General features: G+C 67.0%; 22 protein-coding genes, 4 tRNA genes and 1 pseudogene. 7 read left to right on the top strand and 20 right to left on the bottom strand.

Going from position 1 to position 20,001, the window contains the following annotated elements; genetic code table 11:
* Both AC07XS_RS14720 and AC07XS_RS14715 read right to left on the bottom strand, forming a co-directional pair.
* Positions 1-191: pseudogene (locus tag AC07XS_RS14720) on the bottom strand (hypothetical protein); the annotation flags it as partial.
* Entirely contained in the window at positions 191-1,159 is a 969-nt protein-coding gene (locus tag AC07XS_RS14715; protein ID WP_182715001.1) for a M20/M25/M40 family metallo-hydrolase, read from the bottom strand. The pseudogene AC07XS_RS14720 and the gene AC07XS_RS14715, both read right to left, overlap by 1 nt.
* A gap of 117 nt (positions 1,160-1,276) precedes the next feature.
* Here AC07XS_RS14715 and ligA point away from each other — a divergent pair, with 117 nt between their 5' ends.
* Complete coding sequence (ligA, locus tag AC07XS_RS14710; RefSeq protein WP_182715002.1) at positions 1,277-3,610, top strand: NAD-dependent DNA ligase LigA; 2,334 nt, start codon at positions 1,277-1,279, stop codon at positions 3,608-3,610.
* Between the two features lie 175 nt (positions 3,611-3,785).
* A complete protein-coding gene (locus tag AC07XS_RS14705) occupies positions 3,786-4,208 on the top strand; it encodes a DUF2147 domain-containing protein (RefSeq protein ID WP_054766053.1) in 423 nt (140 codons plus the stop codon).
* A gap of 78 nt (positions 4,209-4,286) precedes the next feature.
* Here the strand turns inward: AC07XS_RS14705 and AC07XS_RS14700 are convergent, their stop codons facing one another.
* The 14 genes from AC07XS_RS14700 to AC07XS_RS14635 form a co-directional block, all read right to left on the bottom strand.
* Positions 4,287-5,273, bottom strand: a complete 987-nt coding sequence (locus AC07XS_RS14700) for an aldo/keto reductase (RefSeq protein WP_182715003.1) — start codon at positions 5,271-5,273, stop codon at positions 4,287-4,289.
* Positions 5,274-5,383: 110 nt separating this feature from the next.
* A tRNA-His gene (locus AC07XS_RS14695) sits at positions 5,384-5,460 on the bottom strand.
* A gap of 139 nt (positions 5,461-5,599) precedes the next feature.
* Entirely contained in the window at positions 5,600-6,319 is a 720-nt protein-coding gene (locus AC07XS_RS14690; protein ID WP_182715004.1) for an energy transducer TonB, read from the bottom strand.
* 14 nt (positions 6,320-6,333) lie between these two features.
* Entirely contained in the window at positions 6,334-6,768 is a 435-nt protein-coding gene (locus tag AC07XS_RS14685) for a biopolymer transporter ExbD (protein WP_054766056.1), read from the bottom strand.
* A gap of 5 nt (positions 6,769-6,773) precedes the next feature.
* Positions 6,774-7,661, bottom strand: coding sequence for a tonB-system energizer ExbB (gene exbB, locus AC07XS_RS14680; RefSeq protein ID WP_054766057.1), 888 nt, complete (start codon positions 7,659-7,661; stop codon positions 6,774-6,776).
* A gap of 536 nt (positions 7,662-8,197) precedes the next feature.
* A tRNA-Phe gene (locus tag AC07XS_RS14675) sits at positions 8,198-8,273 on the bottom strand.
* A gap of 63 nt (positions 8,274-8,336) precedes the next feature.
* On the bottom strand, positions 8,337-8,501 hold the full coding sequence (locus AC07XS_RS14670) for a DNA gyrase inhibitor YacG (RefSeq protein ID WP_082382714.1): 165 nt from the start codon (positions 8,499-8,501) through the stop codon (positions 8,337-8,339).
* A 3-nt stretch (positions 8,502-8,504) separates the two neighbouring features.
* Complete coding sequence (locus AC07XS_RS14665; RefSeq protein WP_182715005.1) at positions 8,505-9,536, bottom strand: ribonuclease E/G; 1,032 nt, start codon at positions 9,534-9,536, stop codon at positions 8,505-8,507.
* Positions 9,533-10,114, bottom strand: a complete 582-nt coding sequence (locus tag AC07XS_RS14660; protein WP_054766059.1) for a Maf family protein — start codon at positions 10,112-10,114, stop codon at positions 9,533-9,535. The genes AC07XS_RS14665 and AC07XS_RS14660 overlap by 4 nt, the downstream gene beginning before the upstream one ends.
* Positions 10,115-10,131: 17 nt before the next feature.
* Positions 10,132-10,350, bottom strand: a complete 219-nt coding sequence (gene infA, locus AC07XS_RS14655) for a translation initiation factor IF-1 (RefSeq protein ID WP_008261544.1) — start codon at positions 10,348-10,350, stop codon at positions 10,132-10,134.
* Positions 10,351-10,453: 103 nt separating this feature from the next.
* Entirely contained in the window at positions 10,454-10,921 is a 468-nt protein-coding gene (locus tag AC07XS_RS14650) for a UPF0262 family protein (protein WP_054766060.1), read from the bottom strand.
* A complete protein-coding gene (locus tag AC07XS_RS14645; protein ID WP_182715006.1) occupies positions 10,918-11,403 on the bottom strand; it encodes a DUF2948 family protein in 486 nt (161 codons plus the stop codon). The genes AC07XS_RS14650 and AC07XS_RS14645 overlap by 4 nt, the downstream gene beginning before the upstream one ends.
* Entirely contained in the window at positions 11,403-12,695 is a 1,293-nt protein-coding gene (gene murA, locus AC07XS_RS14640; RefSeq protein ID WP_182715007.1) for a UDP-N-acetylglucosamine 1-carboxyvinyltransferase, read from the bottom strand. Before murA ends, AC07XS_RS14645 begins: the two co-directional genes overlap by 1 nt.
* Before the next feature lie 103 nt (positions 12,696-12,798).
* The gene (locus tag AC07XS_RS14635; RefSeq protein WP_182715012.1) at positions 12,799-12,996 is read right to left on the bottom strand and encodes a hypothetical protein; all 198 of its coding nucleotides are present in this window, start codon (positions 12,994-12,996) and stop codon (positions 12,799-12,801) included.
* A gap of 110 nt (positions 12,997-13,106) precedes the next feature.
* On the opposite strand from AC07XS_RS14635, the gene AC07XS_RS14630 reads away from it, so the two are divergent.
* Positions 13,107-13,181, top strand: a tRNA-Thr gene (locus tag AC07XS_RS14630).
* A gap of 61 nt (positions 13,182-13,242) precedes the next feature.
* Here the strand turns inward: AC07XS_RS14630 and AC07XS_RS14625 are convergent.
* From AC07XS_RS14625 to lipB, 4 genes are all read right to left on the bottom strand, one after another.
* Complete coding sequence (locus AC07XS_RS14625; protein ID WP_321208157.1) at positions 13,243-13,839, bottom strand: hypothetical protein; 597 nt, start codon at positions 13,837-13,839, stop codon at positions 13,243-13,245.
* Between the two features lie 47 nt (positions 13,840-13,886).
* Positions 13,887-14,387, bottom strand: a complete 501-nt coding sequence (gene msrB, locus AC07XS_RS14620) for a peptide-methionine (R)-S-oxide reductase MsrB (RefSeq protein ID WP_054766064.1) — start codon at positions 14,385-14,387, stop codon at positions 13,887-13,889.
* Positions 14,388-14,461: 74 nt separating this feature from the next.
* Positions 14,462-15,946 (bottom strand): hypothetical protein, encoded by a 1,485-nt coding sequence (locus AC07XS_RS14615; RefSeq protein ID WP_182715008.1) that lies wholly within the window; start codon positions 15,944-15,946, stop codon positions 14,462-14,464.
* A 126-nt stretch (positions 15,947-16,072) separates the two neighbouring features.
* Positions 16,073-16,789 carry a lipoyl(octanoyl) transferase LipB gene (gene lipB, locus AC07XS_RS14610; RefSeq protein ID WP_182715009.1) on the bottom strand — a complete coding sequence of 239 codons (717 nt, stop codon included), beginning with the start codon at positions 16,787-16,789 and terminating at the stop codon, positions 16,073-16,075.
* A gap of 65 nt (positions 16,790-16,854) precedes the next feature.
* On the opposite strand from lipB, the gene AC07XS_RS14605 reads away from it, so the two are divergent.
* From AC07XS_RS14605 to AC07XS_RS14590, 4 genes are all read left to right on the top strand, one after another.
* Positions 16,855-17,106: a FliM/FliN family flagellar motor switch protein gene (locus AC07XS_RS14605; protein ID WP_054766067.1), complete on the top strand. Its 252-nt coding sequence runs from the start codon at positions 16,855-16,857 to the stop codon at positions 17,104-17,106.
* Between the two features lie 96 nt (positions 17,107-17,202).
* Positions 17,203-17,287 (top strand) — tRNA-Leu (locus AC07XS_RS14600).
* Between the two features lie 65 nt (positions 17,288-17,352).
* Entirely contained in the window at positions 17,353-18,771 is a 1,419-nt protein-coding gene (gene mgtE, locus AC07XS_RS14595) for a magnesium transporter (RefSeq protein ID WP_054766068.1), read from the top strand.
* A 69-nt stretch (positions 18,772-18,840) separates the two neighbouring features.
* A partial coding sequence (locus AC07XS_RS14590; protein ID WP_182715010.1) for a lysozyme occupies positions 18,841-20,001 on the top strand: 1,161 nt, incomplete at its 3' end.

Raw genomic sequence — 20,001 nt, 5'->3', positions numbered from 1 at the left:
AACTCCCCCCGTGCAGCCCCGCCCCCAACCGGCCGATACTGGCCCGAGACGTCGCCGCTCAGATGGTGGCGGAAGGCCGCCTCAACCGGCGCCCGCTCTGCGGTCTCCGTCCCCCGACGCACTCCGCTCTCCCGGCCTTCGCACGCCGCCAGGGCTGCAATACAGAGAAGAATCCCGCCCAGGCGCCGCATCAGCGATCCAACGACCGGTCCAGAGCCCGGAATCCGGCGATGGCCAGTTCGGTCGAGGCGGCGAAGACCTCCGGCTTGATCCGCTCGAAGTCGTCGCTGGGGCGATGATAGTCGGGGTGATAATCGACCCCCATATAGAGGAAGGGAACCCCGGCCTCATGGAAGGGGGCGTGATCGGAGGCGTCCACCCAATTGTCCTCTCCCTCGTCCTGCGGCGTGTCCTTGCCGAAGGCGAGGCGGACCGGCCCTACCGGGGCGATCGGCTCCAGGATCGGGCGTAGACTCGGATTCTGATAGGTTCCCGTGACCCATAGCCGCCCATCGGTCTCGGCCCGCGCCGTCATGTCGAAGTTCAGGTTCAGGGCGACGGCGGACAGGGGCATGGGCGGGGCCTTGACGAACGCTTTCGCCCCCAGAAGCCCGCGCTCTTCCCCGTCGAAGAAGACGAGCAGAACGCTGTGCTCCGGCGCCTCGGCCTTCAGCCGCTTGGCCAGCTCCAGGGCGGTCGCGACGCCGGAGGCGTTGTCGTCGGCGCCGTTGTAGATTCGACCGCCGTGGACGCCGACGTGATCATAGTGGGCCGACACGACGATATAGCGGTCGCTGACCCGGCGGCCGGGGATCAGCCCCAGAATATTGACGCCGCGATAGGTCGTCGGCCCGTTGGGCGAGTCGCCCATGGCTTCGAACGGCTGCAGCCGTCCGAACGGCGCCGGCGCCACGTCCAGGGCCTCCAGCCGCGACACGAGATAGGCCCTGGCCCGCTCTCCGCCAGTCGAGCCGGTGTCGCGCCCCTCCATCTCGTCCGACGACAGGATCCGCACGTCCGCCAACAGCTGATCATAGACGGAGGCGAGCGGGGCGACCGGCTGGCCGGCCGGCGTCGCGGTCGGCGTGACACAGCCGGCCGCCCCGAGCGCGAGGCCCGCCGTCATGACGGCGCTGACGAAAGAACGGACGGTCGGCATGGGCGGCTCCACGGGGTCGATACGGCAACTTAGCGCGGCGCTGCGGCGCCGTCAGCCGCGTTGACGGGATGAACCTGACGCTGCGCATGCATTGAAACAGGTGATAGGGAGTTCGACATGTCCAGCGCGATTCCCGCCTTTCCGCCCGTCGAAGACCTGACCGCCGAGACGGCGGCTGAGGAGCTGGCCTGGCTGGCCGCCGAAATGGCTCGCCACGACGCCCTCTATAATGAAGCGGCGCCCGAGATTTCCGACGCGGACTACGACGCCCTGCGCGCCCGGAATCTGGCGGTCGAGGCCGCCTTTCCCGATCTGGTCCGCCCCGACTCCCCGTCGAACAAGGTCGGCGCCGTCGCCTCCAGCCAGTTCGCCGAGGTGCGGCACGGCGTCCCCATGCTGTCGCTGGACAACGCCTTCGACGAGGGGGAGGTGCGCGACTTCGTCGCCCGCATCGCCCGCTTCCTGAAACTGCCGGCCGACGAACCCATCGCCTTCGTCGCCGAGCCCAAGATCGACGGCCTGTCCGCCAACCTCCTCTATGTGGACGGCCGGCTGACCCTCGGCGCCACGCGCGGCGACGGGCGCACGGGCGAGGACGTGACCGCCAATCTGAACACCATCGCCGATGTGAAACAGGCCCTGGCCAGCGACGACTGGCCCGACCGGATCGAGATCCGGGGCGAGGTTTACGCCCCCAATGACGCCTTCGCCGCCTTCAACGCCGCCGCCGAGGCCGAGGGCCGCCGCACCTACGCCAACCCCCGCAACTTCGCTGCGGGCTCCCTTCGCCAGAAGGACGCCCGGATCACGGGCAAAAGGCCGCTGAACTTCTTCGCCTACGCCTGGGGCGAACACTCCAGCGATTTCGCCGAGACCCAGTGGGAGGCCCTGCAAAAGCTCAAGGCCTGGGGCTTTCCCGTCAACGCCCGCTCGCGCCGGGTCGAGGGCGCCGAGGGCCTGATCGCCGTCTATCGCGAACTGGAACGCGACCGCGCGACCCTAGGCTATGACATCGACGGCGTGGTCTACAAGGTCGACCGCATCGACTGGCAGCGCCGCCTGGGCTTCGTCGCCCGCAGCCCCCGCTGGGCCATCGCCCACAAATTCCCGGCTCAACAGGCCACCACAGTGCTGGAAGGCATCGACATCCAGGTCGGCCGCACCGGCTCCCTGACCCCCGTGGCCCGGCTCCACCCCGTCACCGTCGGCGGGGTCGTGGTCCGCAACGCCACCCTGCACAATGAAGACGAGATCGAACGTCTGGATGTCCGCGTCGGCGACACCGTCCGCCTGCAACGCGCCGGCGACGTCATCCCCCAGATTCTGGGCGTGGTCCCGGAGCTGCGCCCCGCCGACGCCGTCCCCTATGTCTTCCCCGACAAATGCCCGGTCTGCGGCTCGGAGGCCGTGCGGGAGGGCGACGAGGTCAAGCGCCGCTGCACCGGCGGCCTGATCTGCGACGCCCAGATCGTCGAGCGGCTGAAGCATTTCGTCAGCCGCCGCGCCTTCGACATCGAAGGCCTGGGCGAGAAACAGCTTGTCGCCTTCCACGCCCGCGGCTGGATCAAGGAGCCCGCCGACATCTTCCGCCTGGCGCGCGATGCGGACCGGCTGAAGGAATTGGAGCGCGAAGATGGCTATGGCGAGACCAGCATCCGCAACCTGGTCGCCGGCATCGACGCCCGGCGCGTCATTGCGCTGGACCGGTTCCTGTTCGGCCTGGGCATACGCGACATCGGCGAACAGACCTCCATCGTCCTGGCTCGGGCCTTCGAAAGCTGGTCCGCGCTGAAGGCCGCCTGCGTCCAGGCCGCCTCGGGTGTGCCGTCCGACGCCTGGACCACGCTCGCCTCCGCCCACGCCATATCGCCCCGCGTCCTGACCCTGATGGCCGAGGCGACGCCCCCCGCCGTCGATCCCTGGCCCGAGGCGACGATGGACATGAAGATCAGTCAGGCCTTCCCCGGCATGGCCGCCCCGGCCCGCCGCTCGCTGGCGACGATGGTTCAGGACTGGTCCGGCTTGGTCGAACTGGCCCGCGTGGCGCGTGAGGAAGCCCCGTCCGAAATCCTGAACCAGATCGCCGGCGTCACCGGCGTCGGCCCCGTCGCGGCCCTGGCCCTGGCCCACTTCTTCCACGAGCCGCACAATCTGAAGGTCGTCGCCGCGCTCGAAGCCGAACTGACCCAGATCCTCGACGCCGAACGGCCCAAGTCCGACACCCCGGTCGCGGGAAAGACCGTCGTCTTCACCGGCGCCCTGGAACGCTTCACCCGCGACGAAGCCAAGGCCCGCGCCGAAAGCCTGGGCGCCAAGGTCTCGGGCTCCGTCTCCAAAAAGACCGACTATCTCGTCGCCGGTCCCGGCGCCGGCTCAAAGCTCAAAGACGCCGAAAAGCACGGGGTTCGGGTGCTGACCGAGGACGAGTGGCTGGCTCTGATCGGGGGATAGGTGGGGGCTTAGCCGGTCCGCGCGCGGAACGCCCGCTGCTCCAGCCGCCGAAAGCTTCCCTAAGGTCCGGTTTTTGTTGGCGATAAGGTGATCGGCAGAGCCTTGTTTTGATCCAAAACCGGGATCACCTTGCGCCCAACGGGCGGCGTCGCCGACCCGAACAGAGGAAACGACGATGAAGACCAAGATCATGCTGGCCGCCGCCGCCCTGGCGACCGCCCTCGCCTCCCCCGCCCTGGCCGGCGATCCGACTGGCCTGTGGCAGACCCCCACCAATGGCGGCCAGGTGCGGATCAGCCGCTGCGGCCAAGCCCTGTGCGGGACGCTGGTGACGTCGAACCACATCCGCGCCGACCCCAATGTGCGCGACGAGCACAATCGCGACGCCAGCCTGCGGGGCCGGACCCTGCGCAATCTGCCCATGCTTTCGGGCTTTACCGGCGGCCCCACGGAATGGCGCAACGGCTCGGTCTATAATCCGGCTGACGGCCGCACCTATCGCGGCACCATCACCATGAACGGGGACAACAGCCTGAACCTGCGCGGCTGTGTCGTCGCTCCCCTGTGCAAGACCCAGACCTGGACCCGCATCCAGTAATCCTCTTCGGCGCAGAACAGCAAAGGCCCGGCCGGATCGTTCCGGCCGGGCCTTTTCATGGCGTTCAGAGCCAGAACCTCAGCGGTTCAGGGCCGCCCGCGCCGCTTCGGCGTAGCGATGGCCCACCGCCGCTCCCTTGGGGAAGACGGCGTCGATTCGCGCCAGATCCTGGGGCGTCAGCGCCAGGTCCACGGCGGCGACGTTCTGTTCCAGGGTCGCGACGCGGCGGGTGCCGGGAATGGGGATCAGATCGTCCCCCTGAGCCAGGACCCAGGCCAGGGCCAGTTGGGCGGCCGTGACGCCCCTGTCGGCCGCGATCGCCTTCACCGCCTCGACAAGATCCAGGTTCTTCTGGAAATTCTCACCCATGAAGCGCGGATTGGTGCGGCGGAAGTCGTCGGGGGCCAGATCGTCCACCGACCTGATCTCGCCGGACAAGAAGCCCCGGCCCAGCGGGCTGTAGGGCACGAAACCGATCCCCAGCTCGCGCGTGACGGCGAACAGCTCGTCTTCGGGCTCGCGGCTCCACAACGAATACTCCGTCTGAAGCGCGGTGATCGGATGGGTGGCGTGGGCCTTGCGCAGGGTCTCAGGCGACGCCTCCGACAGTCCCAGGAAGCGGACCTTGCCTTCGGTCACCAGCTCCGCCATCGCCCCGACCGTCTCTTCGATCGGTGTGTCGGAATCGACCCGGTGGAGATAGTAGAGATCGACGTGATCGACGCCCAGCCGCTGGAGACTGCCCTCAATGGCCCGGCGGACGTTGGCGGGGCTGCCGTCCACCATCAGCTTCGACCGGTCCGCGTTGTAATTGATGCCGAACTTGGTGGCGATAAAGGCTTGGTTGCGCCGATCCTTCAACGCCTTGCCGAGGAGGATCTCGTTCGCATGGGGCCCATACATCTCGGCCGTATCGAACAGGGTCACGCCCAGGTCCAGGGCCCGGTGGATGACGGCGGTGGACTGGGCCTCGTCGGCGCCGCCGTAGAAGGCGCTCATGCCCATACAGCCCAGGCCGATGGCCGAGACTTCGGGTCCGCTCGGACCCAGTTTGCGCGTCTTCATCTGCGCTCTCCTGTCGATGTGGGGGATCGGCCCAAAAACGGAAAATGGAGGCCGACGATCAGGAGATGGGAGCTACAGGCCGGGGCATCAAGCCCGCCCGGCCTCTGCGATGGTACCGCCTCTCAGGCTTGAACTGAGGACCTCCGGTTCCACAAACCGGCGCTCTAACCAACTGAGCTAAGGCGGCCCGCGCATCGCGAGGCGCGTTCTCTACCGGTCCTGCGACAGGGGATCAAGCGGCTTGATGCGATTTCGTGACGACGCGGGACAAAAGAAAACGCCCCGGAGATGGCTCTCCGGGGCGTCTGTCCTTTGAAGGCTGCGCCTCACCCGAGGGTGAAGGGCACCCGGACACGGAAGGTGGCGTCCTGGGCGGCGCCATCGACGGTCCGCGGGGACAGTTGTCCACGCTGAACCACCCGAATGGCGGCGCGACCGAAGCCCATGCCGGCCGGCTCTTCCGAGACCACCCGACAGTTGGCCGGGGAGCCGTTGGCGCGAGCCGTGCACTCGACCGTGGCCGAGCCGCTGATTTCCCGTTCCAGAGCGCGGGCAGGGAAGTCGTCGGCGGTCGGACGCGGCTGACGGGCCCACTGCACGTTCGTGATCACGGACGGCTTGGGCGGCGCCGGCGGAGCCGGAGGCGGCGGCGGGCCGGGAACGACGACGGGCGGACCGGTGTACTCGACCCGATCTTCCTTCTTCGTCGGCGTGATGTTCACCGGCGGAGGCGGAACGATGTTCGGGACGGGCGCAGGCACGCGAACCTGAAGCTTCGGCGGCGGAGGCGTGTCCGTCGGCGGAGGCGGCGGAGGCGGAGGCGGCGGAGGCGGCGGGACCGGCTCGACCAACTCGACCTCGACGGACTCGTCGACGTAGTTGAACTCCTTGAGCTTAAACTTCGACTGCTGAAGGAAGAAGATCAGCAGGGCGAACAGGAGGGTGACGATCAGCAGGCACACGATCAGCACGGGGTAGGAAACCCCCATGAAGCCCTTGGCCTTGGGTACGTCGTAACGACTGCGATGATAAGTGACGTCTGTCATACTATCTCCGCCATCTAGCTCGTCGCCTGGTCTTCGCCGACCAGTGCAACGCTGTAGAAGCCGTTATCCTGCAAGGCGTTCATGACCTGCATGAAGTCGCCGTAGCGGGTGTTTTGGTCAGCCCGAATGAAGATCCGCTCATCGGCCGGGTTCCGGGAGCCGATCTGTTTCGTCAGATCTTCTCCCAGCGTTCCGATGCTGGTCTGGAAGTCGCCCACAAAGACGTCGCCGTCGTTCTGGATCGAAATATAGACCGGCTTGGGCGGGTTCGGGGCCGCCTTGGCGACGGCGATCGGCAACTCTACCGGCACCGACACGGATGCGAGCGGAGCCGCAACCATGAAGATGATGAGCAGGACGAGCATGATATCAACGAAAGGCGTGACGTTGATATCGCTGTTGGCCTCGACCTGGCTGCCGCCGCCGCCTGATTTAATCTTGGCGGCCATCCGTCTTACGCCCCCTTGTCGAGTTGACGCGAGATGCCGTTCAGCAGCTCAGCGGCGAAACCGTCGGCGCGGGTGCCGTAGGCGGCGATGCGGGTGTTGAAGTAGTTATAGAAGACCACGGCCGGGATAGCGGCGAACAGGCCGATACCGGTGGCCAGCAGGGCCTCGGCGATACCCGGAGCAACGACGGCCAGGTTGGTCGTATTGGATTCCGCGATGCCGATGAAGGAGTTCATGATGCCGTAAACGGTACCGAACAGACCGACGAATGGACCGGTCGAACCGACCGAGGCCAGGAACTGCTGACCGCCCGACAGGCGCTTGGCCAGGCCCGACTGAACGGCGGCGACGGCGGCGGTGGCGCGGCCCATGGCGTTGTCCAGGTGGTCGCCGGTGACCGAAAGGCCAGCTTGACGCGACATTTCGATTTCGTCGGTGGCGGCGGCGGCCATGTCGGCCAGCGGGTTGCCGTCATATTCTTCCTGGGTGGCGACGGCGCGCATGTCCGCGATGGTGCGGGCGCCGCGGAAGTTTTCCAGGAAGTTGTCGGTCTTGCGGTTCAGGGCGCCGAACTCGAACAGCTTGATGAGCAGCAGGGTCCACGACAGGATCGAGGCCAGCAGCAGGCCGATCATCACGACCTTAACGATGATCGTGGCTTCCATGAACATGGAGATCGGGGTGATGCCGCCCGAATGACCGCCGCCGACGGATTCGCCGACGGTTGAGGGGTTGGCCGCATCGGCGGCCGGAGCCATGGCCGTCGGGGCTTCGGCGGGCGCGGCGGCCGGGGTCGGCTCGGCCGGGGCCTGGGCCAGAACCGGCGAGCTCGCCATCAGGACGGCCGCGCCGGCCGCGGCGAGAAGGATGTTCGTCTTTTTGCTGTTCAGCATAGTTCGCCAGTTCCTGCTTGGTCTGACTCGTGGAACCAAAGGTGCGGCCGTGTCAAAGGGCCGCCCCCCAACCTGAAATGTTTCCTTCAGAGGCCATGTCCCTGCGGGATCGCCGGCCGCTGAATTCTTGGATGGAGACATATGCGGTCGCCCGTACTGCCTCCGATGTTCGAACCGCGGGAGAACACGCCTCCTAGAATCCGTTTGACGCCTTAATGGGAGGGCGTCCCAACCCCTTTGACGAACCCTTACCGGAGCGTCAAGGGACAACAGCCGGATTTCGCCTTTGGGGAGAAGGTTCATGAGAATCTCGCCCTTTTGTCGCGCCCAGAATGGCGCAGCACGACATTTTTGTGATGCTAATCTGTAGATTAGGGGAAGCTTGTTCGAAAACGCGCCTCGGCGCAGTTTTTAACTCTTTCAGCAGCCTTCCGCAGGTCATCCGCCCCGCGAGTCGCCGATTGCACGCGACGATCGCACGCATGAAGGCGCTTGCCGGGAAAAGATATGAGATCTGGGAAGCCCCGAAGGGAAAATGGTGCCTGGAGGCGGATTCGAACCACCGACACGCGGATTTTCAATCCGCTGCTCTACCAACTGAGCTATCCAGGCGCCGACGCGGCGTCGCGAGAGGCGGGTCTATAGGCGACACTTTTCGCACTGTCCAGCGCCGTTTCAGTCCTTTTCGTCATCCTCCTTCAGCCCCTCTTCCAAGGGAACCGGAATGACGTAAGCCCCACTGAACCAGCGTTGCAGATCCACCTCTGAACAGCGGCGCGAGCAGAAGGGCCGATATTTGGGATCGGCCTCGGCCTTTCGGCAAATGGGACAGGCGCTCATGGTTCAGCCTTCTTCTATATGGCCCCGGCCGGGCGGCAGGGCGTCGTCGGACCGCAGGCCGGCCCTCGGCCCCAGCCGGGCGATCAGGGGCGCGGCCAAGGCGGCCTCCTCGGGCGCGCAGCGGACGCTCAGCCTCGGCGTCGTCGTTTCGCTCAGCAGCCGCCGACGCAGCGCCCGAACCAAGGCCAGGGCGCGCGTGGCGACCGACGGTCCGCCGCCGTCGAACAGTCGTTCCTCGACCGGCGTCATGCGCCAGGGCAGCGACATCTGCAGCAGGCCGAACCGGCTGATCGGGCCGAAGACGGCCTGCGGCTCATGGGAAAAGGCGGCGCGGGCGATGCGGGCTTGAGCCTCCGCGTCCTGCCCGTCCCCGACCAGGTCGATGACCACCAGCCCGCCCCACTGTCTGAGACCGATCAGCCGCGCGGCCTGATGGAGCCCCTCTCGGTTGGCGGCCGCCCGCCCCTGCCGCGCGTCTCGACCGGGACTGGGCGCATAGTCGATGTCGACGGCGACCAGGGCGCGCGTCCTTTCCAAGGCGAGATCGACGCCATGGGCCGCGCTGCCCCATCGGGCGGCTAAGGCCTCTTCCTCCGCTTCCACAGCGGCGTCGATGGCGGCGACGCCCTCGATCAAGTGACTATTCGGAGCCAGGGCCTGGAGACGTTCCGCCACGCCGGGCGCGGCTTGCAGCAGACGCGGCGCGCCCTCCCCCGGCCCCAGACGACGCACGACCGGCCCCTTGCCGGCGCGGGGCTCGGCGATCACCGCCACCTCCAACCGCTCGCCCTGATCGACGCGATCCTTCCGATTCAGCGGCAGGAAGGCCGGCGGGCCGGCGCCTAGGTCCATGAAGGCGCCGCGAAGACCTGGATTGACGTCGGTCACGCGGCCAACGGCCCGCGCGCCCAAACGGCACTGAGGGACGTCGTCGTCGCGATGGATGATCAGATGGGTGTAGCGGCCGTTCCGGGACGCCACGCCGCGGATTTCGCCAGGCGTGTCGTCGAGGAAGACCTCGACTGCGCCGCTCATGCGCGCCAGCCGACGCCGTGCAACAGTTGGACGGCTTCGTACAGGGGCAGCCCCATGACCGAGGGATGGCTGCCGACGATCCGCTGAACGAAGGCGCCGGCCGGGCCCTGGATGCCGTAGCCGCCAGCCTTGCCGCGCCAGTCGCCCGTCGCGACATAGGTCGCGATCTCATGATCGGACAGCGGTTTGAAGGTGACGCGGGTCTCATTGACCCGTACGGCCGTCCTGCCGTCGCGCACCACCGCCACCCCTGTGAAGACACGATGATTGCGCCCGGACAGCAGTTTGAGGAAACGTGCGGCCTCGGCCTCGTCCGCCGCCTTTTCGAGGAACCGACGACCGACCGCGACCACCGTGTCGGCGGCCAGAACGACGGCCTGGGGGCGACGCGAAGCGACCACCTGGGCCTTGGAAGTCGCCAGCCTTTCGGCCAGACGCGGCGGCGTCTCGCCCTTCAGCGGGGTTTCGTCGATATCGGCAGGGTCGATGTGATCCGGCTTGATTCCCACCTGCGCCAGCAGTTCGATGCGGCGTGGGCTGGACGAGGCCAGCACAAGCTCCAGACGCCCTTCCGACACGAAAACGACGCCGCTCCTTATTTGAAGCGGTAGGTGATGCGACCCTTGGTCAGGTCGTAGGGGGTCATTTCCACCAGGACCTTGTCGCCCGCCAGCACGCGGATGCGATTCTTGCGCATCTTGCCGGCGGTGTGGGCGATGATCTCGTGGTCGTTCTCGAGCGTCACGCGGAAGGTGGCGTTCGGCAGCAGTTCGCTGACGGTGCCGGGAAACTCGAGCAGTTCTTCCTTAGCCATGCGGCCTCTCGCGCCCGGTTGATATGCGTTCAGCCCCACGCCGGGCGGGCGCGAGGGGCGGAATGGAGGGGCCTAATGCCCCAAAACGGCAAGATAGTCGAGGTCAGCCGCGACGGTAGAGGGCGCACAGCAGGGTGAATAGCCGCCGCGCCGTCTCCTGATCGACGGCGATCTTGCCTTCCAGGCGGTTCATCAGCTGTTCCGCCCCTTCGTTATGCAGTCCCCGTCGACCCATATCGACAGATTCGATCTGGCTGGGCGAGGAGCCGCGCAGGGCTTCATAATAGCTGTCGCAGATCAGCAGATAGTCTTTGATGACGCCCTTCAGCGGCGTCAGGCTGATGGCGTAGGTGCGGGCGAAGGCCTCGCCCGTGACGTCGAACACCAGACGATTGTCCTGAAGCGACAGCTTCAGCCGGTAGGACCCGCCCTCTGCGCCGACGGGTTCAAAACTGTTTCGTTCGACCAGATCGAAGATGGCGACGCGGCGCTCGTGTTCGATCTCGGCCGTCGCCGCCGGCAGGGTGGCGGCGTCCAGCTCCACGGACGCCAGCTTGTGGGGAGCGCTCATACCGTCTTCCCTTCGTCCAGCTCTGCGTCGTCCAAATGGGTCGGCGCCATTCGGGCCGGCCAGCGCTCGGATATGTCGGTGACGACGGCGTCCAGGCATTCGACGTCGATTCTCAGATCACCGCCCCCGGCGAACATCAGTATGACCCGACCGCTCGGCGCCTCGGTCGGGATGAAGTCGAGCGCCAGCAGCTCCAGCGAGGCGTCCGGGTTGCGCGGCAACCGCCGGCTCTTTACCCCCATGACATCGCCGAACTGCATGGCGGACATGACGCGGGTTCCGCCGCATTCCCAACAGAAGCGGCTGAAGGCGATGGTCAGGGTGCGCGCGCCCTTTTCCCAGACGATGTCGATCGGCCGGAGTATGGCGTCCTGAAGGGCGGCCGAGATGATCTGCAGATCGTCGGCGTCCTCAGCCAGCAGACGCAGCGGTTCGACCGCCGTCTTGGCTTCGGACAGGGCGCCGTCGATCTCCGCTGTCATCACTCCATCCCTTCGCTGTGACCCTTGATCCGCCGAATCTCTGCGCCGCAGGCGCCGAGCTTTTGTTCCAAACGCTCGAACCCGCGATCGAGATGATAGACGCGACCGACGGTCGTTTCGCCTTCGGCGACCAGGCCGGCGATGATCAGGCACATCGAGGCGCGCAGATCGGTGGCCATGACCTGGGCGCCGTGCAGCGCCTCGACGCCGTGCACACGGGCCTCGCCCGCATGGACGGAGATCTCGGCGCCCAGCCGCGCCAGTTCCGGCACATGCATGAAACGGTTCTCGAAGATCGTCTCCCGCACCGTGCTGACGCCCATTGCCGTGGTCATCAGGGCCATGAACTGGGCCTGCAGATCGGTGGCGAAGCCCGGATAGATCGCCGTCTCGACATCGACCGCCTTCAGCCGGACCTTGGGGTCGCGCTTGATCAGAACGCCGTCTTCCGTCGCCGACACCTCGACTCCGGCCTCGATCATCTTGTCGGTCAGGGCGCCGATCAGATCAGCCCTGGCCTTGGTCAACCGGACCTCGCCCCCGGCCATGGCGGCGGCGACGGCGTAGGAGCCCATTTCGATACGGTCGGGAATCACCGACCAGGTCGTCCCGGTCAGCGACGAGACGCCGGTGATGGTCAGGACGTCGGTGTCAATCCCCTCGATCTTGGCGCCCATGGCGGTCAGACAGCGCGCCAGATCGCCGATCTCGGGTTCACGCGCGGCGCGGCGCAGCACGGTCGTGCCCTGGGCCAGGACGGCGGCCAGCAGGGCGTGTTCGGTCGCCCCGACGGAGACGAACGGAAACTCGATGTCGGCGCCCTTCAGGCCGGACGGCGCCTTGGCGGTGACATAGCCTTCCTCCAGCTCGATCTCAGCGCCCAGGGCCGTGAGCGCCTGAAGATGCAGATCCACCGGCCGGGCGCCGATGGTGCAGCCGCCGGGCAGAGACACCTTGGCCTCGCCGGTGCGGGCCAAGAGCGGCCCCAGCACATTGAACGAGGCCCGCATCTGCCGCACCAGATCATAGGGGGCGAAGGTCGATGTCAGGGTCTTGGCGTGGAACAGGCTCTCCTGCCCGTCGGCGCCGTCCCGCTCGGTCGCCTCAATGCCGAATTGGCGCAGCAACTGACCCAAGAAGCGGGTGTCGGCCAGCCGCGGCATATTGGTCAGCAGCAGGGGTTGATCCGTCAGGATCGAGGCGGCCATCAGCTTGATGGCGGAGTTCTTGGCGCCGCTGACGGGGATCTCCCCGAAGAGCTGAGCGCCGCCCTGAATGGCGATACTGTCCATGACGTCCTTGAAGCGCGCCCGAAGGAAACGCCTCGGGGGGAGGGTTCTCTAGCAAGCCGGCGCGCGCTTGCCAAAGGGCGGAGCGTCCGCCGGGCGATGACTTTCAGTTGCTGTCCTTGGGCGCCGCCGGGGTTCGGGCGGGCGCCTTGCGGCGTCGCAGGTTGGCGCGCAGGGCCGCCGCCAGGCGAATGGCGCGTTCGGCCTTGGCCCGCGCAGCCTCGGACGACGCGCCGCCCTCTGGCGTCAAGCTGGGCGAGGTCTCGACGGGCGGGGTGTCGGTGTCGTGCGGCGGACGAGTCATGAGCTTAAAATGCCGTGATAATGGGGCTTGTCCAAACTTTCTTTCAGATCGTCAAAAAGCCGCTTCCCTCCCCCGAACGGTTTGGCTATACGGCCGCTTCCTCAGTCGGGGCCGCCGTAGCTCAGTGGTAGAGCGCATCCTTGGTAAGGCTGAGGTCGTGGGTTCGATTCCCCCCGGCGGCACCATCTGAGACGAAAAAGGCCCGGCGAAAGCCGGGCCTTTTGCTTGATGGAAGGCCGCGCCGCTTCAGTCGGACGCCGTCGCGCCTCGCGGCCAGGCCGCGCCGTCTTCAGCGTCCCGGTCCTTGCTCCAGCTGAAGCCCATCGACAGGGATTTGCGGCTCGAATCGGCGCCGTAGCCGCGCACCCGCCCGTAAGGCGGATAGAAGCCAGGCCCCCGAAGTCCGTAGCCGTAAGCCTCATAGCCGTAGCCCCAGGGCTCGTTGCGCCCCTCGCGATAGGCCAAGTCCAGACGCCCGTTTTCGCCGATCGGCATCGAGACGGCTGCGCCATAGCTGCGATAGCCGCCGGTGCCGACGCCCGCCTCGACCATGCCGTGCATCTGGCGGTCGTCCATGGGGCCTTCGGCGGGCGGCTCCTGAAAATCGACGCCGGGGGTTCGGTTGCTGAGCCAGGCCTGGATCTGCTGTTCCGTCGTCATCCCATGGGGTTGAGCGTCCTGCGCGGTCGGCGCAGGCGCAGCGGCCTCCGGAGCGGCGGCCATGGCCTGGGCCAGGGTCGGGGCGTTGGTCGGGGCGGTCGCGACGACGCCGTCAGGATCGCCGTCCGCGCCTGCGCCCGAAGCTGCGAGCGCCAAGCTCGCCACAAGTCCTGCCATCAGCATGGGCCGTCTCCTTCCGCCTCATCCTAGCACGCCGATTGCGGCCATGGTCAGGCGTTTCCGTCGCCCCGTCGCAACGGGTCCGGCAAGGGTTCGCCTTCGGGCACGAAGGTCAGAGCGACCGAGTTGATGCAATAGCGGTTTCCCGTCGGCGGCGGGCCGTCGGGGAAGACGTGGCCCTGGTGGCTGCCGCAGCGGGCGCACAGGGTCTCGATGCGAATCATGCCGTAGCTGGTGTCGCGCACCTCATGGACGTGGGCCGGATCGACAGGTTCGGTGAAGCTGGGCCAGCCGGTTCCGCTTTCGAACTTGGTGCGGCTGCGGAACAGGGGCAGACCGCACTCCCGGCAACAGAAGACGCCCGCGCGTTTTTCGCCCAGCAGGGTTCCGCAGAACGGCGCCTCCGTGCCGTGGGACAGGAGGACGCGCTTCTCCTCGGGGTTCAGGTCCGCCTCCAGCCGGGCGCGTTCCTGATCATCGGGCGGCGTCAGATCATAGCCGGCCGAGGAGTGTCGGGGGGCTACGGAATCGGAAAGGTCGATGTCGGTCATGAGCCCGAAATAGGAAGGGGCGGGCCGAGGTTCCACCCCGACCCGCCCCCTTCAAACCCGATCGCCAGGACGTCCTATTGGAACAGGCTGGCGACCCAGGCGCGCACGGCCGTCTCGTCGGCCGCATCACCCGAGTAAGCCAGACCCTGCGTCGGCGTGTACGGGGCGTCATTGCCGCGCTGGCGGGTGGTCCAGGCCTTATGGCCATAGGTCAGTTCCGCGTAGTTCGACGGCAGACGCAGCACGGTCGGCTCGATGAAGATGGTGTCCTCAGCCGTGGTTGATCCCGCCAGACGCACGTTCGGCAGGCGGGTCAGCAGATCCAGGGTGTCCAGGCAGCCCCCGCTGCAGCCGGCGTCCACCAGAACGACCACGGGTCCGGCGACCGGATTGGCCGCGCCGGTGTCCGGCACGGACGGACGACCCGGCATGGTGAAGGTCGCCTGATTGGCCGCCAGGGCCGAATCGAAGGCCGCCACGATGGCCTGGGTCTGGTCGATCACTGCGCTGGATTCCTGCACGAAGCGAGGATCGGCCTGCATGCGGCCCAAGGTGTCGACGAACCACTGGCGATTGGCCGGGGTGGCGCGATAGGTGATGGAGCCGGCTTCCGGCTGGCGGCTGACGGTGAACTCCGGCGTCCAGATGCGATTGGCCAGGCCGTAGCCGCGGCTGGTGGCGTTCAGCGACGAGCCGTCGGCGCCGCGCAGATCGATCACCAGGCCCTGCGATCCGCGAATGGCCGGCAGTTGCGCCTCGACGGCGGCGAAGAAGGCGTCCCAGCCGGCGTCGTCGGCCAGACTGTGGACATGGACCCAGGGACGACCGTTGACGGTCTCCACCGCCAGCGGCGTCGCCGGCGGCACATAGACGGTCGCGCGATAGGCGGCTTCCAGCGACGCCGCGTCGGCGGGTTGGGGCTGCATCTGGAACTCGCGCTCCCGACGCCCGACCTTGAAGCTGCACAGCGACGGCACCCCGCCGGTGAAGGGGTTGTTGCGGTTCCACAGCAGATAGGGGGCGGTGCGGACGCGCCCGGCTTCCGTCGTCAGATCGCCTTCCCAACGGTCCAGCCGCTCATCGGCCAGTTGAGCCGCAGTCTTGTCGCCGCACTTGACCAGGGTCGAGCCGACAGGCGGCAGGTTCCGAACGCCCGGCTTGACGTAGGAAACCACATATTCGCCGTTGCGCCAGGCCGTCGTCACGCCCGGCCAGCCGATGGCGAAGAAGGGCCCCTGCCCTTCATAGGTCGGCCGGATCGCGGTGTTGGAATCGCGGAATCCGTTCGCATAGTAGCGCAACAGATAGGCGTGGCTGTCCCCGCTGTTGACGCGGCCGACGCGGCCCATGGCGTCCTGATAACCGGCGTCGATCCAGTTGCGGAAGGCTTCGCCCGGCGCGCCGGGAATGACGGCGGCCGGATGGTTGGCGGCCAGGGCGTCACGGGCGGCCTGAAGGTCTTGCTGGGCCAGGGCGCGGAAATCCTGGGCCGATGCGGCTCCAGCCGCCAGACTGAGGGACATGACGGCGGCCGAGGCGGCGGCGATCAAGCGGTTCATGGAGGCTCCTGGGCTCGGATTCTAAAGCGAGGTGGCGCCGTTAAACCTTATGGCCGCCGGGCTTGCCAACCCCCATCGGCGCCCTTTGGCGCGATTGTCGCAGCCCTCGCCTAGCGCCGATCCGGCTCAGAGCGGCGGGGAACTTTCCGTCACCGGACCGAATATCTGTCGGAAGCTGTTCTTCAACGCCGCATCCGCCTCATCCATCGCGGCCAGGATTCCCAGGTCCACCAGGCTGGTCACCCCGTGGTCCTGGATGCCGCACGGCACGATGCCGCCGAAATGCTCCAGGTCGGGCTCCACGTTCAGGCTGATCCCGTGGAAGCTGACCCATTTGCGGACCTTGACCCCGATGGCGGCGATCTTGTCCTCGCGCGACCAGCCCGCGCCCTTGCGCTCGACCCAGACCCCGACCCGGCCCTCGCGCACCCCGGCCTCGACGCCGAACCGGTCCAAGGCGCCGATCAGCCATTGCTCCAGCCCGCGCACGAAACCGCGCACGTCCTTGCCGCGCTGGTTCAGGTCCAGCATCACATAGGCCACGCGCTGACCCGGTCCGTGATAGGTGAACTGCCCGCCACGCCCCGTGCGATGAACGGGAAAGCGCGCCGCGTCGAGCAGATCCTCGTCCTTGGCCGACACTCCGGCCGTATAGAGGGGCGGATGCTCCAAGAGCCACACCAGCTCCGCCGCCTCCCCCGCCGCGATGGCGGCGACGCGGGCCTCCATGAACGACTCGGCGGCGGCGTAATCGACATAGGTCGAAGAGACGGCCCATCCGACCGGGCGGCCGTCGCCGCGACGCAGCTTCTGAAGGTCGAGACTTAACGGGTCGGCAAGCATAAGGCTTCAATGTGCAGGCGGAGGCGTTTCCGCAAGGGACGACCTCTTAGTGAACGAGAGCGCCCGTGTCCCAGATCAATGCCGTCAACGTCGAAATCTCAGTCGTGCTGGGGCGTATGGTGCTGCCGATGTCCCAACTGCTGAAGATGGGTCGGGGCGCGGTGATTCCGCTGGATGCATCCGAGGGCGACGAGGTTTGGATCCTGGCGAACAACCACCCCGTCGCGCGCGGCGAAATCGAGATTCGCGAAGACCGGATCGCCATCACCGTCACCCGGCCCGCCGACGTCTATGACTTCATGGCCGGCGCGGCCTGACATCCGAACGGCGTCAACCGCACAAAGCGCGCTCGGCTCAAAAGAGAGACTTTCCTTTTCCAGCGGCTTCGTCTATTCGCCGCCGCTCCGATGCGAGCGGTCGTGGCGGAATTGGTAGACGCGCAGCGTTGAGGTCGCTGTGGGGCAACCCGTGGAAGTTCGAGTCTTCTCGACCGCACCATCTGGCTAAACAGGGCGATTCATCGGCTAACTACGGCTGGACATTCTACCAAGGGAGGCGACCACGTGAGCACCACGGACACCGCCTTTGCTCCAGCCGAAGCGCCTGAAACCGAAGACCACGCCGCCCTGGACGAGGACTATGTCCTCACGCCCCAATTCGTCGAAAAAGTCGTGGACGCCGCCGACGACGGCGACGGCATGCGACTGCGGTCGCTGCTGGAGGATCTGCACCCCGCCGACGTCGCCGATCTGATGGGCTTCCTGACGGCTGAGCACCGCGCGGTCGTGGTGCTGTGGCTGCCGCCGGAACTGTTGGCCGAGACCCTGCCGGAGCTGGACGACGGGATTCGGGAAGAAGTGCTGGAGCGGGTGCCGCACGGCACCCTGGCCGAGGCCCTACAGGAACTGGATTCCGACGACGCCGCCGCCGTGGTCGAGGATCTGGAAGACGACCAGCGCGAACGCGTCCTGGCCGCCATGCCCGACGTCGATCGCGCCGCGATCGAGAGCAGCCTGGGCTATGAGGAAGAGTCCGCCGGCCGCCTGATGCAGCGCGAGGTGATGGCGGCGCCCCAGTTCTGGAGCGTGGGCGACACCATCGACCATATCCGCAAACAGGGCGACGACCTGCCGGAGCTGTTCTTCGACATCTATGTGGTCGATCCGCTGAACCGCCCCGTCGGCGGGGTGCCGATTAGCGGCCTGTTGCGCGCCCCCCGCAGCGCCGCCCTGTCCGACCTGATGGAGCCGATCAATGAGATCGCGGTCGATCAGGACCAGGAAGAGGTCGCCTACATCTTCGAAAAGTACCATCTGATCTCGGCGCCAGTCGTGGACGCGGCCGGCCGGCTGGTCGGCCAGATCACTGTCGACGACATCGTCAACATCATTCAGGAGGAGAACCGCGAGGACATCCTGCGTCTGGCGGGTGTCTCCGACGAGGATCGCGGCTCGTCCGTGACCGAGATCGTGCGCGGCCGCGTGCCTTGGCTGGCCATCAACCTGGCGACCGCCGCCCTGGGCGCCAGCGTGATCGGCCTGTTCGAGGGCACGATCCAACAAATTGTGGCCCTGGCGGTCCTGATGCCCATCGTCTCGGCCATCGGCGGCAATGCAGGCACCCAGGCTCTGACCGTCACTGTCCGCGCCCTCGCGACCCGCGAACTGAACTCCGCCAACGCCACCCGCACGTTTTTCCGCGAACTGGTCGTGGGCCTGGCCAACGGCCTGATCCTGGCGCCCCTGATCGGCGTCGCCGCGGGGATCTGGTTCCGAGATGAGGACTGGAAGATCGGCGTCGTCATCGCCGCCGCCATGATCCTGAACCTGCTGGTCGCGGCCTGTATCGGGGTTCTGACGCCCCTGACCCTGTCGAAGCTGAAGTTCGACCCCGCCGTCTCCTCGGCGGTGTTCGTGACCGCCACGACCGATTTCTTCGGCTTCCTCATATTCCTGGGTCTTGCGACGATCGTTCTGTTGTAAACGCTTGGCCCCAGGCTTGCTGCGGGACGGCTCAGGGCCGAGCCGTCGTCTCGCTTTGGGGCAACACCTGTGTCAGACACGTTGAAACCGACCAAGATCTCCCGCGAGGGTGTCATTCTGATCAAGAGCTTCGAGGGTTTCCGCCCTCGGGCGATCCAGCGCGACGACGGCCGCTGGATGATCGGTTATGGCCATACGGCGTCCGCCCGCGAGGGGCTGACCGTTTCGGAAGTCGATGCTGAACTGCTGTTGCAGTACGACCTGCTGCCTGTCGTCAAGGCGATCGACGAAGTCCAGGCGCCGCTGAACCAGCACCAGTACGACGCCCTCGCCAGTTTCGTCTTCTCCATCGGGGTGGATCGCTTCCGCTCCTCCGAGGTCTTGAGGCGACTGAACGCGGGTGAGACCCAGGCTGCGGCCGAAGCCCTGGCCGCCTGGATCGACGACGGCGGCCCCTTGTCGCCCCCGCGTCGCCGCGCGACCGAACGGGCCCTGTTCGTCGCCAATCCGGACGCCCCGGTCTCCCTTGCCGATCTGCTGTCCGCTCCCCTGCCCCCGGCGACGGCGACGATCTTGGAGACGACGGAGGCGGCCGGTTCGACCGGTTTCGACGCGGTCGATGTCGCGCCTTTTCCGGCCCATGACGCGTCGGAGCCCATGACGTGGGAAAGCGCAATATCCGCCCTGCTGAACGAGTCGGATCTCAAGCAAGCGGACGAAGAGGTCGACGAAGGTCCCGATCAGGCGTCTCATCCTGCAGACGACGCCGCGGACGCACCTGCGAGCCAGGACGCCGAAACCCCCATGGCGAACGGCGAAGCTCAACCGGTGGAAGCCGAGCCGGTGACGACGGTCGAACCTTTGGTCGATGCGGGCAAGCCGTGCGCAGACTCCGCCTCGCCCCCTGCCGAATCCTCTGTTGCGCTTCTTCTGGACGAGCCGGCCGTCGAGGCGGAACCCGAAGAGGCCAAGGCCGTGCCTAGGCCTGCCGAATCTTCAGATGGTGAGGCGGAAACAAGCGAGCCCCCGGTCGAGGCCGACGCAGGAGAATTCGTCGCTCCGGCCCTCGAACAGCCCACAGCGTCGGACGAACCCGAGCCTGCCTCATCGGAGCCGGCTTCAGCGTCCCCTGCCGCCCGCCCGGCGCCCAGCGCGGCCGTACCAGGCCACGCCCGCGCCGATGGCGGCGAAGCGCGCCGCCGCCTGCCCCACCACCATGCCGCCCCAGCA

The organism is Brevundimonas sp. GW456-12-10-14-LB3 (assembly GCF_059424365.1).
Note: the sequence above shows the minus strand (reverse complement) of the source record. Positions and strands in the feature narration are given on the sequence as shown.

Coding starts and splice junctions, on each gene's coding strand:
- AC07XS_RS14615 (WP_182715008.1), bottom strand. CDS start 15,946: ATGAACCGCTTGATCGCCGCCGCCTCGGCCGCCGTCATGTCCCTCAGT.
- AC07XS_RS14625 (WP_321208157.1), bottom strand. CDS start 13,839: ATGCTGATGGCAGGACTTGTGGCGAGCTTGGCGCTCGCAGCTTCGGGC.
- AC07XS_RS14650 (WP_054766060.1), bottom strand. CDS start 10,921: ATGAGCGCTCCCCACAAGCTGGCGTCCGTGGAGCTGGACGCCGCCACC.
- AC07XS_RS14635 (WP_182715012.1), bottom strand. CDS start 12,996: ATGACTCGTCCGCCGCACGACACCGACACCCCGCCCGTCGAGACCTCG.
- AC07XS_RS14705 (WP_054766053.1), top strand. CDS start 3,786: ATGAAGACCAAGATCATGCTGGCCGCCGCCGCCCTGGCGACCGCCCTC.
- exbB (WP_054766057.1), bottom strand. CDS start 7,661: ATGCTGAACAGCAAAAAGACGAACATCCTTCTCGCCGCGGCCGGCGCG.
- lipB (WP_182715009.1), bottom strand. CDS start 16,789: ATGCTTGCCGACCCGTTAAGTCTCGACCTTCAGAAGCTGCGTCGCGGC.
- AC07XS_RS14670 (WP_082382714.1), bottom strand. CDS start 8,501: ATGAGCGCCTGTCCCATTTGCCGAAAGGCCGAGGCCGATCCCAAATAT.
- AC07XS_RS14665 (WP_182715005.1), bottom strand. CDS start 9,536: ATGAGCGGCGCAGTCGAGGTCTTCCTCGACGACACGCCTGGCGAAATC.
- ligA (WP_182715002.1), top strand. CDS start 1,277: ATGTCCAGCGCGATTCCCGCCTTTCCGCCCGTCGAAGACCTGACCGCC.
- AC07XS_RS14700 (WP_182715003.1), bottom strand. CDS start 5,273: ATGAAGACGCGCAAACTGGGTCCGAGCGGACCCGAAGTCTCGGCCATC.
- msrB (WP_054766064.1), bottom strand. CDS start 14,387: ATGACCGACATCGACCTTTCCGATTCCGTAGCCCCCCGACACTCCTCG.
- AC07XS_RS14645 (WP_182715006.1), bottom strand. CDS start 11,403: ATGACAGCGGAGATCGACGGCGCCCTGTCCGAAGCCAAGACGGCGGTC.
- murA (WP_182715007.1), bottom strand. CDS start 12,695: ATGGACAGTATCGCCATTCAGGGCGGCGCTCAGCTCTTCGGGGAGATC.
- AC07XS_RS14685 (WP_054766056.1), bottom strand. CDS start 6,768: ATGGCCGCCAAGATTAAATCAGGCGGCGGCGGCAGCCAGGTCGAGGCC.
- infA (WP_008261544.1), bottom strand. CDS start 10,350: ATGGCTAAGGAAGAACTGCTCGAGTTTCCCGGCACCGTCAGCGAACTG.
- AC07XS_RS14715 (WP_182715001.1), bottom strand. CDS start 1,159: ATGCCGACCGTCCGTTCTTTCGTCAGCGCCGTCATGACGGCGGGCCTC.
- AC07XS_RS14690 (WP_182715004.1), bottom strand. CDS start 6,319: ATGACAGACGTCACTTATCATCGCAGTCGTTACGACGTACCCAAGGCC.